The organism is Corallococcus carmarthensis (assembly GCF_003611695.1).
In the GTDB taxonomy this organism is placed as follows: Bacteria; Myxococcota; Myxococcia; order Myxococcales; family Myxococcaceae; genus Corallococcus; species Corallococcus carmarthensis.
Window position 1 is genome coordinate 1 of sequence record NZ_RAWE01000257.1, and the last position, 12,841, is coordinate 12,841.

The window sequence follows — 12,841 nt, forward strand, 5'->3', positions numbered from 1 at the left end:
CCCGCCACGCAGGGAGGCAGCGCCACCGCCGCCCCGCCGGGGCCTCCGCCGGAGGGCAGCATCCTCATTGGCGAGGTGGGCAGCCTCACCGGCTCCGAGGCCACCTTCGGCATCTCCGCGCGCAACGGCATCGACCTGGCGCTCCAGGAGGCCAACGCGGCGGGCGGCGTGCGGGGCCAGAAGCTGGTGGTGCGCGTCTACGACAGCCAGGGCCGGCCGGAGGAAGGCGCCCAGGCCGCCACGCGGCTCATCGCGCAGGACAAGGTGGTGGCGCTGCTGGGTGAGGCCGCGTCCTCCGTGTCCATGGCCATGGCGGACAAGGCGCAGGCGGGGAAGGTGCCCATGATTACCCCCACCTCCACCAGCCCGGAGGTGACGAAGAAGGGCGACTACATCTTCCGCGTCTGCTTCATCGACCCGTTCCAGGGCCTGGTGATGGCGAAGTTCGCGCGGGAGAACCTGAAGCTCAACAAGGTGGCGGTGCTCACCGACAACAAGAGCGCCTTCTCCGTGGGGCTGGCGGAGGTCTTCAACCAGAAGTTCAAGGAGTTCGGCGGCACCATCGTCGGCAACGAGAGCTACTCCAAGGGCGACACGGACTTCCGCGCGCAGCTCACGTCCATCAAGAACCTGAAGCCGGAGGCGGTGTTCGTCCCGGGCTACTACACGGACGTGGGCATCATCGCGCGGCAGGCGCGCGAGGTGGGCCTGCGCGTGCCGCTGCTGGGTGGTGACGGCTGGGACTCCGACAAGCTGTACGAGCTGGGCGGCTCCGCGCTGGAGGGCAGCTACTTCTCCAACCACTACTCGCCGGACAACCCGGACCCCGTCGTGCAGAACTTCCTGAAGAAGTACAAGTCCGCCTACGGCGCGGTGCCGGACAGCGTGGCGGTGCTGGCGTACGACGCCGCGCGCCTGCTGGTGGATGCGATGAAGCGCGCGCCGGACACCTCAGGCCCCGCGCTGCGGGACGCCATCGCGGCCACGAAGGACTTCCCGGGCGTGGCGGGCACCATCAACCTGGACGCCAACCGCGACGCGGTGAAGCAGGCGGTGGTGATGAAGGTGGAGGGCGGCAAGGCGGTGTTCGTCACCACCGTGAAGCCGTAGCGCCCGGCAGCGGACCCGCGGGCGCCCTTCCTCCCGGACGGGAGGGGCGCCTCAGGGGATGGGCGACTGGATGACGTAGTAGATGGACTGGAAGTAGGTGTTGAGGGCGCGGATCAGCTGGATGAGGAACGGCCAGCTGAGCACGGAGAAGCCGAAGAAGGCCGCCGTGATGACGCCGTACTCCGCCATGGCCTGGCCGCGCTGGCGCCGCGAAAGAGCCTTGGGCGTCTTCATTCCGCGTCCTCCGGAGGGGGCGAATCCTCCTTCGAGGGGTTCTTGCACTCCTTCAGGCAGGTGTCCTTGATCTTCGTGAACATCTGCACGCACTCGACCTGCCGCTTCGAGCGCTCCTTGCAGAGCTTGGTGTTGCGCGCCAGATCGTCCACGCACACCTGGGCGCAGTCCTTGGCCCAGGCCGCGGGGGCGACGAACAGCGCCGCGCCGACAGCCAGTCCCCAACCCCATTGCTTCTTCATGTCCTCGCGCCCCTTTGTCGCAATGCTCACGGCAGGGCCTCCGGCTTCTGCATCAGCGACAGGTGGAACTCCACCTCGCCGCTGCCCGCCGCCTTCTTCAGGATGACCTGTCCGCGCATGCCTGTGTTGCTCACCACGAGCTCCCGCTGCTGGAAGCCTGGTGAACTGCCAGCCTCCGCCTTCCAGCCCTGGAGGCGCAGCGTGGAGCGGTAATCCCGCTCCGCGTCATCCACGCTCTCCGCCGCCACCCGGCCCGTCACCGTGGTGTTCTGGAGGCCCTCCATGTTCAACGTCATGGTGGAGGCCTGCCGCAGGTTCGGCGGCACCGGAACCCAGTCCGGTATCTGGGCGGCGCGGCGCTGCAGCATGTTGCCCATCTGCCCGGCGGAGACGAAGGCCATCGTCTCACCGCCCTGCGCCAGCGTGGAGACCAGGCGGATCTCCTCCGTGTCCGGCTCCCAATACCCCACGTAGCCGGAGTTCTCACTGAAGCGCACCCCGATGACGGGCAGGCCCTGGTCCAGGATGACCTTGCGGTAGTGCTGGAGGACCTGGTCCGACGAGTCCTTCGTGGTGAAGAAGGCGACGGCGATGGGCACGTCCGGCCCCAGGTAGTCCGCCGCCAGCGCCTCCGGACGCCCCGCGTTCGGGTACGGCGGGAAGTACGTCAGCGAGCGCGCCAGGATGGCCTCATCCCGCTTCGAGCGCCGCACGCCCTCCTGCTTCGCCTCCGCCGCATCGACCTGGTTCTCCATGCGCTCCAGTTCGGACTCCACCTTTCCATAGGTGGCGTCCTCCCAGGCCACGCCCAGCAGCACGCCCACCACGGACACCGAGAACAGCAGCGCCCCCGTGCGGAAGGCGGGGTGATGGGCCAGATCCTTCAGCACTTCTCCGCATCCTTACAGCCCAGGTACCAGTCGCCGCGCTGCCCGTGCTTGTAGATGGCCTCGCTCTTGTTGGTGTCCCAGTCCTTCCACTCGGTGGTGAAGTAGTTGGCGCCCCGGCCACCACGGCCCTCCTGGTCAAGCGCAATGGAGGGCGTGGGCGTGCGGCCGTCGTGGGGCTTGATGGCCACGTTCGGCGTGAGCGGGCTGTCGCCGATCACCAGGGCCAGCGGCGAGAGCAGGTCCTGGGTGATCTTCTGGCTGAACTGCGCGTAGCTCGATGCCATGCTCGCGTACTTCAGGCTGCGGTTGTAGGCGAAGTTGACGCGGTCATACATCTCCCCGCTCTTGTCCCCCGGCTCCTCGTCGGCTTCCTTCGTGAGCGCCCAGGTGTCGGTGATGATGGCCAGCTTCTGCTCCTTGAGGAAGTAGGCGTTGCCATCCTCGCCGCCCTGGCCCGCCTCGGCGTTGCTGTGGACGTCGCCTTCCCCCCTCCAGTTCTTCTTCACGAGCTTCGGCTCCTTGCCGAACTGGGGCAGGAACGTCTCCGGCAGCATGTAGTTCTCCACCACCGCACGGGCCGAGCACTTCACCAGGCCGCCGTTGGTGAACTGGTTCTGGTACAGGCGGTGGCGGGGCTCCAGCAGGCTGCCCGCGCCCGTGTCGGGCGCCTCGCACGTCACCTGCTTGGCGGCGCTGTTCATCCAGCAGACGTGGGCCACCACCGCCTTGTGGTGATCCGGATCACTGCAGTCCAGGTACGAGCCGTCCGAGCCGGTCTTGTCCGTGCGGTCGATGCCGGACTCGTGGTCGCAGAAGGTCAGCCGGGAGAAGTACTGGACCTGCGTGCCACCACTGCCCGAGTTGTTCGACTTCAGGGCCTGGGTGTAGTCCTGCGTGGTGTAGTCCCAGACGGTGGACAGCGCCGCCTCCTGGGCGTCCAGGGAGTAGCGCAGCAGGTCGTCCAGGAAGATGGCGTAGAGGAAGATGGGGATCAGGACGATCATCGACAGCGCCATCTCCACGGAGGCGGCGCCACGGGGGCCACGGCGAAGTCGGGGGCTCATAGGGTCAAATCCTGCGCGCCCGACGCGATCTGTCCGGCGTCCGAATTGCCCGCGGCGCCGAGCACCCGGGTCGCCTCCTGGGCCGTGAAGGGGTGGAGCTTGGCGCGCCAGTAGGGGTTGAAGAGGCTGGGCGCCTCCTTCCAGCCGCCCTTGCCCAGCCGGTGGTAGTAGACCAACGCCTTGGACACGGCGGCGCCTTCTCCCGGCGCCAGCCGGAGGTCACCCTCGCCCTGCGCCCCGTGGCTGAAGCGCATGGTGCCGGAGCTGTTGAGCTCCCAGGGCGCCTTGGTCCCGCCGCCGATGAAGAACTGCTTGGTGACGTAGCTGTAGACGTGCGGCTGGCCCCAGTCCTGGTCCGGGTCGTCAATGCCGCGGAACTTCATGAAGCAGTTCCCCGTGGAAGCGCACGAGGACAGTTCCTTGGTGTTGACGCCCTTGAACTCGTTGTGCTGTCCGCTGTGGCCCCCGTTCGGCTTGTGCTCGCTGCCGCTCTCCGCGCTGCTGAGGGTGGCCTTGTAGGGGAAGCCGGAGATGCCGTCGCGCCACTGCTGGATCAGGATTCCGTGCTCGTCCGCGCCCACCATCTTGCCGGTGTTGCCCGAGGTCTGGCCGTTGGCGTGGACGCCGCTCATGGACTCGATGACCTTCGCCGTGCCCGAGTGGTCCACGCCGACGTGCGTGCCCCGGCTGGGGATGTCCTTGAGCAGGGACTTCTGGAAGGTGTTGTTGAGGTAGGTGGGGATGCCGTTCATCAGCACCGGGATGCTCCGGTCCGACGCCCAGCCCGGGCGCGTTGCGTTGGCGACCTCCGTCATGGAGCGGGCGCGCGCCTTCACGTTGGTGCTGGCCGCCTTCTGGCAGTTCATGCCGTCCACCACGCAGTCGAACTCCTGGATGTTGAGGCCCCCCACCGCGGCGCTCACGTTGCTGGCTCCGGGCACGTTGTAATCCGTCAGGTCGCTCAAGCCGGAGCCGCGCAGGGCGTTGCGCGTGGCCGTGTGCACGGCGGACTGGGAGCCGTGCAGGGCGTCCGCCATGCCGTTGAGGTCCTTGATGACGTTGTTGAACGGCCGCTCAAGGTTCTTCACCTTGTTGTTGTAGGTGTTCGCCTTCTGGCTGTACTTGCCCGCGATGATGCCCGCCTCGATGGCGTGCGCGCAGTGCGACAGGACCGGGTAGCACTGCGCCAGCTCCTCGACGGCGATGATGCCGAAGTTCCAGGCTCCGGCGGTCATCATGTCGCCGGTGACGCTGGCGGCCACCATGTAGCCGTGCACGCTGGTCATGGCCGCGTAGGAGGCGGCGATGGCCCGGTTGGTGGCGGCGTAGTAGTTGAGCGAGCGCGCCTCCAGCACCGCCATGGAGTACGCCATCGTGTCGCTGTGCTGCTGCAGGCTCATCTTCTCCCGCAGGGCGTGGCTCAGGTTGAAGCTGAGCGTCGTCATCAGCGCGAGCAGCAGGAACGACAGACAGGCGAGCACCAGCGACTGGCCCCGGCTCCGTCGTCTACGGGCATGACGGGTCTTCATTCGGTCACCCCAGGGAGTCGAACGTGAAGGTGCACTTGTTCGTGAGATACGAGTCCGGCAGGTCGGTCTGCGTCAGGTACAGATTGGAATGCATCCGCATGATGTACGTGGCGCGGATGGGCAGGATGTAGATCTTCTGCTCCGCGGCCCTGTCGTTCTGATCGATTTGGTACTGCACGTACTTCACATTCGTCTGGGAGTCCTGCTTGCCCAGCCGGAGCACCCAGGGAAGCGTCTTCTGACCCCGCGCGATGTTGTAGATGACGACATCCGCGAAGGGGATGGGCAGCCGGTAGTTGAACGTCACCTGGATGCTCAGCTTGGTGCGAAGGCTCTTGCCCCAGTCACCGTCGCCGCCGGAGGCAATCCTCGGATCATCGAAGTCCGCCTCCTTGTTGTCGTGGGTGTCGGAGGTGATCAGGTTCTTGGAGGGGCCGCAGATCTGCACCTCCGCGTACTTGAGGTCGACCTCCGGCATCTTGTTCCTGGAGACGGCGTTCCACTTCTGGTTGAACTCAGAGGCGCCGTTGACGGGGGTGATCTTCTCCGCGCCACCGCCACCGGCCTGGCTGACCATGGGCAGCAGCACGGCGAGCGCCGCGCGCTCCATCATCTCCACGTTGCCGTTGTGCAGGGAGCCGGCCCGCACGGCCTTGTAGGCCGCGTACTTCGTCAGCAGGCGTGCCTGGTGCATCAGGCCCAGCTGGAGGATGCCCAGCAACAAGAAGACAAACAGGGGAAGGACGATGGCTGTCTCGACCGCCACCTGCCCTGATTCGTATCTGGCCCGCATGACCGTCCCCGGGAGTCACATGAGGTAAGCGTCTTCCCGACCCCAAATTTCTCCCACCTTATCCCCCAACCCTGTCGCGCGACACCATCCGTCAACTGGACGGTGTGGGTGCAGGGCCACCTGGCGTGCTGTCGGGTAGCGGGAGGGCCCGAGTCACGGCGCTTGACGCGACGCTCCGCGCATGGTCTCGAACAGGGCCGGAGTTGAATCAATCGGGCCGGGCAAAGCAATCAGAGGAGTGGCAATGAACTGGCGATTGGCATGGCGCGGGGCGTTGGTCGCGACGGCGGTGGCTCTGGCGTCGTGCTCGTGCGGCGGGGACAGCGGGAACGACGGCGAGGATGAAACCCCCACGGGTGAGGACCGTCCGGGCCTGGGCCGCGACGAGTCCGCGCCGCAAGGGACGGCCTTCACGCTGCCGAAGGGCATCGAGCTGGAGCAGCCCATCAAGGGCTACAACGACCCCGACCCCACGGACTGTGACGACAAGTACGAGGACGAGGCGAAGGGCCAGGGCGAGCTCGTGCGGCTGTGCCTCATCTTCCGCAACACCACCAACGGGCCCATCACCCTGCAGCTGCCGCCGGGGCTCATCTTCGTGTCCCGCAACCGCGCCGTGCAGAACGGCATGCTGGCGCAGCGGGTGGCCATCGAGGTGCCGGCGGGCGCGCGGTACTTCCAGCCCCTGTTCCTCTACTGCGTCAACAGCGAGCGGGATCCGTCCAACCCGGATGAGAGCTTCGACATGGGTCCCGTCACCCAGTACCAGGACTTCCAGGATCTGTTCCGCCTGCTGGAGACCAAGACGGTGACGAGCTCGAACTTCGCCATCGTCCAGCAGGCGATGACGGAGCTGTCGGATGGCAATGCCCTGCCTTCGAACATCCGCTCCCAAATCGAGGCGCTGTAGCGCCCGGAGCCGTCCGGCGGTGGGCGTTCACCGCCGCCGGGCGATCTCCTGGATGAGCGCCACGTAGCGGCGCTGCTGGGGGTTCAACTTGAAGGCCTTGCGCAGGGCGTCCTCCGCGAGCGCCCACTGGCCCTCGCCCCGGGCCACGTCGCCCAGGAAGGCCCAGCCCTCCTCCTGCCCGGGCTCCTGGCGCGTCAGTTCCTGGAGCTCCTGGAGCACGAGCCGGCCGTGCGCCTCCGGCTTCATCAGGTAGCGCGCCCAGGCGCGGTGGACCTGGTGCAGCGGCCGGGGGTCGATGTCGCAGGCGTATTCGAAGTACTCGAAGGCGCCCGCGAAGTTGCGTGCCTCCAGGCGCCGCTTGCCCTCGTCGAACTGGGTGGTGGCGTCCAGGAGGTCCGTGCGGATGCGGAACTGCTCGGCGGTGGAGGGCCGGCCGGTGTTGCTGCGCGCCTTCTCCCGCTGGGCCTGCCGGCGCTTCTTCCACAGCGCGTTCTGCTCCGGCTCCGACAGCGCGCCGTAGGCCCGCGCGTACGCGGCGAGCATCCCTTCCGCCTTCTCCTTCAGCTCCGCGGTCTGGAAGCGCAGCGGGGCGAAGCGGTCCGCGGCGGCGAGGAACGCCTTGCGCAGCGCCACGGGCTGCACGTCCTCCTGAACATCCAGGAGCGCGAACGGATCCAGGCTGCGGTGGTTGAGGAACGCGCCCACCAGGGCGTTGCGCGCGGCCTCGTCCTCGTCCGCGAAGGGCGTGCCCGACGGCGCCTGGGACGGCACGGGCACCGGCGTGGCGACGGGCTCCGGAGCGGCGATGAAGACGGGCTCCGGGACGGCCGGGGCCTTCTGGGCCAGCGCCTGGGCCCGCGCGTCCACGTCCTCCACGAAGCCCGCCACGCCCAGCAGGCACAGCGCGTAGAGCCGGCGCAGCACGACCTCCATGTCGAAGCCGGTGCGCTCCAGCAGCTCGTTGAAGGTGGGCCGCTGGCGCAGGGCCTGGAACAGGCGCGCGTCCTTGGAGGACAGCTTGGGGGCGGACTCCACGCCGGGCATCTGTCCGAAGCGGCGGTCGTCGGTGAAGGTGAAGTGCGTGGCGACGGTGTCGAAGGGCAGCTGCGTGGAGACGCCGGTGAGGATGAGCTGCGCGGTGTTGGCGCGCACCGTGGCGTCCAGGTTCTCCACGTCCGCGATGAGGCGGTACTTCGCGTCCGTCCAGCGGAAGCAGTCCAGCAGCTTGTGCGCCAGGTTCGCCTGGAGCTGCTTGTAGAGGTCGAACGGGCTGATGAGCCCCTTCTGCACGAGCAGCGCGCCCAGCTGCAGGCCCGAGGACACGCTCTCCGCCAGGGCCTTCTGGTAGTCGCCTTCCGTCAGGCGGCCCTTCTCCACCAGGTACTTGCCCAGCGTCTCGTGCAGGAGGTTGGAGTTGCACGCCACCGGCGCGCCGTCCTCGAAGGTGATGCGCTTCTCGCGCTGGCGCACCTTGAGCTCCAGCGTGCAGGTGCGCTCCTCCACCATCAGCGCGTGCAGGAGCAGCGGGAAGGGCGTGTCCGCCAGCATGCCCTCGCGCTGGCGCAGCACCTGGGACGACGGGGGGAACATGCGCGAAGCCTGGGACCCTTCTCGCCCGCGGGAGCGTCAGGGGCGGGCTTCGCGCGGGCTACTCCGCGTCGTCGCCGCCCACGTCGTCCGCGGCGTAGGGGTCATCATAGTAGGAGCCGTAGGGGCCCGGGGCCGCGCCGTGCGTGGGCAGGTAGCGGGTCAGGTACGCCCCCACGCCCATCATCAGCAGGGCCACGGCGGCGTACGTCAGCGGGCGGGACGGGCGCGCGCGGTACGCCCACCAGCGGTCGCGGCGCTTCTGGAAGCGGGGGGCGACGGCGTACTCGCGCCAGGCGGCGTCGCGGGCGTCCTTCGCCTCCACGTCCAGCCCCTGCTTGTCCAGCACGCGAGACAGGAGCACGCGGCCCTCCACGGAGCCCTGGCGCACCTGGAGGAAGCGCTCCAGGGCCTCCTGCGCGCCCTTGAAGTCACCGCGCTGGAGGCGGAAGCGGCCGCGCTCCAGGTCGATGGCGCCCTGCTTGTAGTCGGCGTCCAGGCGCTCGGCCTCGGTGAGCAGCAGCTCGCCCCGGGGCGCGTCGCCCGCGCCCAGGTAGGACACGCCCAGCAGGTAGAGGGTGTCCACGTCGTCGTCGCCCGCGTCCAGGTTGGGGCGCAAGAGGTCCACCGCCTCCTGGTAGCGCTTCTGGCCCAGGCGGATGTCGGCCAGCTCCGCGCGGGCGCGGCGGTCGTGGGTGTTGGTGAGGATGGTGCCCGCGAGCTCGCCCGCGCGCTGCCACCGCTTGAAGACACGCATGGGGCTGGGCAGCACCTGGAGCGTGAAGCGGTCCGCCGCGAACAGCACCCCGGCCAGGATCGCCAGGGACAGCAGCGGGCTGCCCGTCAGCATCGTGAGGCCCATCCACAAGAACCACTTGGTCAGCACGGTCGAATCGTCCTTCCTGGAGCCGCCTACAGCAGCCGCGCGCAGATGGCGCTGTGCACGTCCGCCCCCCGCTCCGTCAGGGCCAGTCTGCGGCCGTGACGTGTGGCGAAGCCATGGGCCACCAGCCGCTCGACTTCCGCGCGCCGGGGCTCCACGGGCTGGCCGTATCGCTCACAGACGGCCTCCCAGTCCACCCCCGACACCAGGCGCAAGCCCATGCTCAGCCGCTCGGCGAAGAGCTCCTCGGGGCCCAGGTCCTCGCGGCTGGCCTCCGGAAGCCTCCCCTCCTCCACCGTGCGCAGGTAGGCCTCCGGGCTCCGGAGGTTCACGTAGCGGTGGGCCGTGGGGGACAGCAGCATGCCGGTGGCGCCCACGCCCAGCGCCAGGTATTCGCCGCCGGTCCAGTACAGCGCGTTGTGGCGGGAGCTGAAGCCGGGGCGCGCGTGGTTGGACACCTCGTAACGGGCGAGGCCGTGGGCGCCGTACACGTCGCGCACCGTGCGGGCCATGGCCACCACCACGTCGTCCTCTGGCAGGGAGAGCTCGCCGCGGTCCAGTTGCTTGGACAGCGGCGTGGACTCCGCCAGCACCTCGCGCTCCACCGTCAGCGCGTAGGTGGACAGGTGCTCGGGCGAGAGCGTCACCGCGCGGCGCGCGTCCGCCTCCACCTGCGCGAGCGTCTGGCCGTGCACGCCGTAGATGAAGTCCAGCGCCACCACGGGGAAGCCCGCCTGGCGCGCCGCCGCCACCGCGCCCTCCACCATGGCCGCGTCGTGCGCGCGGCCCAGCGCCTTCAGCGTCTCCGGCTGGAAGGACTGCACGCCCAGGGACAGGCGGTTGATGCCGGCGGCGCGGTAGCCGGCGAAGCGCTCCGCGTCCGCGCGCTCCGGGTTGCCCTCCAGAGAGACCTCCAGCCCGGGGGCGAGCGACAGGCGCGCGGCGATGCCCTCCAGCACGCGCGCCACGTAGCGGGGGTGCCAGAGGGACGGCGTGCCTCCGCCCAGGAAGAGGGACTCCAGCGGCTTTGCGCGCAGCGAGGGGTCCGCGGCCAGGCGCGCGTCCAGCTCCGCCAGCACCGCGTTGGCGTAGCGCTCCTCTGGCACCTGGCGCGCGACCGCCACCGCGAAGTCGCAGTAGGGGCACTTGGCCAGGCAGTACGGGAAGTGCAGGTAGAGCCCGAAGCGGGCCGCCTGCATGCCCGTCAATGGGTCCGTGGGCGCGGCGAAGGACATGGAGGTCCAACCTCTACTTCATGGCCTTCAATTGCGCTTCCAGCCGCGCCACCTTCGCCTTGGTGCTGGCAGCCGCTTCAAGCGCCGCCTCGGCCGCCATCAGCTTGCGCTTCATGGAGGCGACGTCCGCCTTGAGCTGGTCGCGTTCGGCGGCCACGTCCGAGGACACGTTCGCGCCGGCAGCGGGCGCCGCCGCGAGCTTCACTTCCAGCGCCTGACGGGCCGCCTGCTCGGCCTTGAGCGAGGCGCTGACCTGGGCGAGCCGTGCCTCCAGCGCGGCCTTCTCCGCCTGCTGTGCGTCGCCAACCTGGGCCTGGGCGCCGGCCTCGCCGAGCTTCGCCTCCAGCGCGGCCCGTTCCACCTGTTCCGCTTCGAGCGCGGCGCGAAGCTCCTCGAGCTGCGACTCCAGCGCCGCCTTCACGCCCTGCTCCTCCAGGAGCGTGACGTCGGACTGCGCGAGCTTCGCCTCCAGCAACGCCTTGGCGCCCTGCTCCGACTGGAGCGTGGCGCCGGACTGCGCGAGCTTCGCTTCGAGCGCGGCCTTGGCGGCGTCCAGGTCCTTCACGCGGGCCGCCTGCGCTTCGGCGATGCGCCGCTTGGACTCGGAGGCCTCCAGCGCGCCCTCCACCATCTTCACGCGCTGCTGGAGCCGGTCCACCTTGTCCGCTTCCGCGCGGGCGGCTTCCAACTGCTCGTTGAGGGCGACCAGCTCCTCGCGCTGGCCGTCATGTCCCGCGCTCAGCGCCTCGACACGGCCCTCGGCCTCGGCGGCCTGCACCCGGGCGTCCGCGATCTCGGCTTCAATCGCTTCGCGCCGGGCGCGCTCCAGCGTCAGCTCCTCCTGGGCCTTGGCGACCAGGGCCTGCTGGCGCTGCAACTCCGCCTCGCGCTGACCCGCGGCCGTCTCCAGCATGGACGCGCGCGCGGAGTAGCCCACGCGCTCCGCCTGCGTGGTGGCGAGCTTGCGTTCCACGGCGGCGAGCTGCTGCTGGTGCGCCTCTCGCTCGGCCCCGGCGGCCGTGACCTGGGCGGTGAGCTCCGCCAGCTGGGTCTCCAGCGCCGTCGCCTTCGCCTCGGCCGCGTGCACGCGGACCTCGGCCTCGTGCACCGCCTCGCCGAGCGCCGCCGCGTCCGACTCCATCCGGTCGCGCAGCGAGACCTGTTCGACCTCCGCGGCCTCCAGCACCTCGCGCAGCGAGGCCAGCTCCGACTCGGCCATGCGCGCGCGGACTTCCGCGGCTTCGACCTCGGCGCGCGCGGCTTCGCGCGCCTGGGCGACCTCCGCCTCCAGCTCGCGCACGCGCGCCTGGACCCGGGCGGCCTCCGCGGCGCGGCCCTCCAACGCGCTTCGCAGCGAGGGAAGCTCCGCGGCCTCCGCAGTGCGCGCGGTGAGCGCGGCGCGCAGGCCCACCGCGTCCGCGTCCTTCAGCGCGAGCGAGCGCTCCAGCTCCGTCACCTGCGTCTGGAGCGTCTTGAGCCCGTCCTCCACCACCGCCATCTGCCGGCGCGCGGAATCCCGCTCGCCTTCCATCACCTTCGCGTGGGCGTGCGCTTCCTCCAGCGAGCTGCGCGACCAGTCGCTCTCGCTCTCCAGGGCGCCCATCGCGCCCTGCGCCTCCGCGAGCCCCGTCTCCAACTGGCTGATGCGCAGGGCCTGCGCGTCGCGCTCGGAGGTCAGCCGCTCCACGTCCGCGAGCACCGACTGGTACTGCTCCTGGACCGCCTCCAGCGCGCCCTGCGCCTCGGACTTGCCGGAGGCCAGCTCCGCCACGCGGTCCTGCGCGAGCCCCAGCGCCTCCTTCGCGCCGACCAGCTCCTCCGCCATGGACCCGCGCGACTCGCGCTCCGCCTGGAGCTCCTCCGTCAGCCGGGGGATCTCCGACTCCACCTCCGCCAGCGCGCGCGAGAGGTCCTTGCGGTCCGCCTCCGACGCGGCGAGCTCCGCCTCCAGCGCGGCGACCTTCGCGTGGGCCAGTTGCAGGCGCTGTTCATCCTGCGGCGACCGCGCCGGAGCGGCCGCGCCGCCCCCCTCCTTGCGCGCCTTCTCCAGCGCGGCCTTGAGCTGGGTGACCTCGCCCTCGCGCTCGGAGTACAGCGCGCGCGCCCGGGCCAGGGTCTCCGTCTTCTGCTTCAGGATGCCCCGGAAGAACTCCAGCTTGTCTTCCGGAGAACCGCCCATGGGCAGCCGGGGCTCGGCGGGCTCCGCGAAGGGGTCTCCCTTGCCGGGGCTGCGCGCCGCGGCCGCCGGGGACGGAGGCGTGGTCGTGGGCAACCCGCCACCGCCGATGGGCGCGGGGGTCGCCGGCACCCGGGCGGCCGGAGCGGCAACGGGCCTGGCGGCCGGGTCAGCGGACAAGCCTGCGG

12 protein-coding genes are annotated in these 12,841 nt (G+C 69.9%); 2 read left to right on the forward strand and 10 right to left on the reverse strand.

Translation table 11 applies throughout. The annotated features are described in order from the left end of the window. Positions 1-1,110, forward strand: a 1,110-nt coding sequence (locus D7X32_RS38815; protein WP_147450438.1) for an ABC transporter substrate-binding protein, incomplete at its 5' end; no start/stop codon positions are given. 51 nt (positions 1,111-1,161) lie between these two features. On the opposite strand, the gene D7X32_RS38820 is transcribed toward D7X32_RS38815, so the two are convergent. Genes D7X32_RS38820 through D7X32_RS38845 form a run of 6 tightly spaced genes read right to left on the reverse strand, consistent with a single transcriptional unit; the run spans position 1,162 to position 5,835 of the window. Continuing rightward, positions 1,162-1,344, reverse strand: a complete 183-nt coding sequence (locus D7X32_RS38820) for a hypothetical protein (RefSeq protein WP_120607565.1) — start codon at positions 1,342-1,344, stop codon at positions 1,162-1,164. Further along, positions 1,341-1,616 (reverse strand): hypothetical protein, encoded by a 276-nt coding sequence (locus tag D7X32_RS38825; RefSeq protein WP_120607566.1) that lies wholly within the window; start codon positions 1,614-1,616, stop codon positions 1,341-1,343. The genes D7X32_RS38820 and D7X32_RS38825 overlap by 4 nt, the downstream gene beginning before the upstream one ends. Next, positions 1,613-2,476 (reverse strand): hypothetical protein, encoded by an 864-nt coding sequence (locus D7X32_RS38830; RefSeq protein WP_120607567.1) that lies wholly within the window; start codon positions 2,474-2,476, stop codon positions 1,613-1,615. The genes D7X32_RS38825 and D7X32_RS38830 overlap by 4 nt, the downstream gene beginning before the upstream one ends. After that, a complete protein-coding gene (locus D7X32_RS38835; RefSeq protein WP_147450439.1) occupies positions 2,470-3,540 on the reverse strand; it encodes a TadE/TadG family type IV pilus assembly protein in 1,071 nt (356 codons plus the stop codon). Before D7X32_RS38835 ends, D7X32_RS38830 begins: the two co-directional genes overlap by 7 nt. After that, positions 3,537-5,069, reverse strand: coding sequence for a hypothetical protein (locus D7X32_RS38840; protein ID WP_120607569.1), 1,533 nt, complete (start codon positions 5,067-5,069; stop codon positions 3,537-3,539). The genes D7X32_RS38835 and D7X32_RS38840 overlap by 4 nt, the downstream gene beginning before the upstream one ends. A 4-nt stretch (positions 5,070-5,073) precedes the next feature. After that, on the reverse strand, positions 5,074-5,835 hold the full coding sequence (locus tag D7X32_RS38845; RefSeq protein WP_341868169.1) for a TadE/TadG family type IV pilus assembly protein: 762 nt from the start codon (positions 5,833-5,835) through the stop codon (positions 5,074-5,076). Positions 5,836-6,106: 271 nt separating this feature from the next. Between D7X32_RS38845 and D7X32_RS38850 the strand changes: the two genes are divergently transcribed. Further along, positions 6,107-6,772, forward strand: a complete 666-nt coding sequence (locus D7X32_RS38850) for a hypothetical protein (RefSeq protein ID WP_147450440.1) — start codon at positions 6,107-6,109, stop codon at positions 6,770-6,772. A gap of 27 nt (positions 6,773-6,799) precedes the next feature. On the opposite strand, the gene D7X32_RS38855 is transcribed toward D7X32_RS38850, so the two are convergent. The 4 genes from D7X32_RS38855 to D7X32_RS38870 all read right to left on the reverse strand — a co-directional run. Next, a complete protein-coding gene (locus D7X32_RS38855; protein ID WP_120607572.1) occupies positions 6,800-8,362 on the reverse strand; it encodes a DUF4388 domain-containing protein in 1,563 nt (520 codons plus the stop codon). A gap of 58 nt (positions 8,363-8,420) precedes the next feature. Beyond that, entirely contained in the window at positions 8,421-9,242 is an 822-nt protein-coding gene (locus D7X32_RS38860) for a tetratricopeptide repeat protein (protein WP_244239426.1), read from the reverse strand. Between the two features lie 29 nt (positions 9,243-9,271). After that, positions 9,272-10,477, reverse strand: a complete 1,206-nt coding sequence (gene hemW / locus D7X32_RS38865; protein ID WP_120607574.1) for a radical SAM family heme chaperone HemW — start codon at positions 10,475-10,477, stop codon at positions 9,272-9,274. Between the two features lie 13 nt (positions 10,478-10,490). Beyond that, a partial coding sequence (locus D7X32_RS38870) for a coiled-coil domain-containing protein (RefSeq protein WP_208752688.1) occupies positions 10,491-12,841 on the reverse strand: 2,351 nt, incomplete at its 5' end.

Excerpts from the sequence above, each read along its gene's own strand:
- D7X32_RS38855 (WP_120607572.1), bottom strand. The coding sequence starts at position 8,362 with ATGTTCCCCCCGTCGTCCCAGGTGCTGCGCCAGCGCGAGGGCATGCTG.
- D7X32_RS38820 (WP_120607565.1), bottom strand. The coding sequence starts at position 1,344 with ATGAAGACGCCCAAGGCTCTTTCGCGGCGCCAGCGCGGCCAGGCCATG.
- D7X32_RS38850 (WP_147450440.1), top strand. The coding sequence starts at position 6,107 with ATGAACTGGCGATTGGCATGGCGCGGGGCGTTGGTCGCGACGGCGGTG.
- D7X32_RS38840 (WP_120607569.1), bottom strand. The coding sequence starts at position 5,069 with ATGAAGACCCGTCATGCCCGTAGACGACGGAGCCGGGGCCAGTCGCTG.
- hemW (WP_120607574.1), bottom strand. The coding sequence starts at position 10,477 with ATGTCCTTCGCCGCGCCCACGGACCCATTGACGGGCATGCAGGCGGCC.
- D7X32_RS38835 (WP_147450439.1), bottom strand. The coding sequence starts at position 3,540 with ATGAGCCCCCGACTTCGCCGTGGCCCCCGTGGCGCCGCCTCCGTGGAG.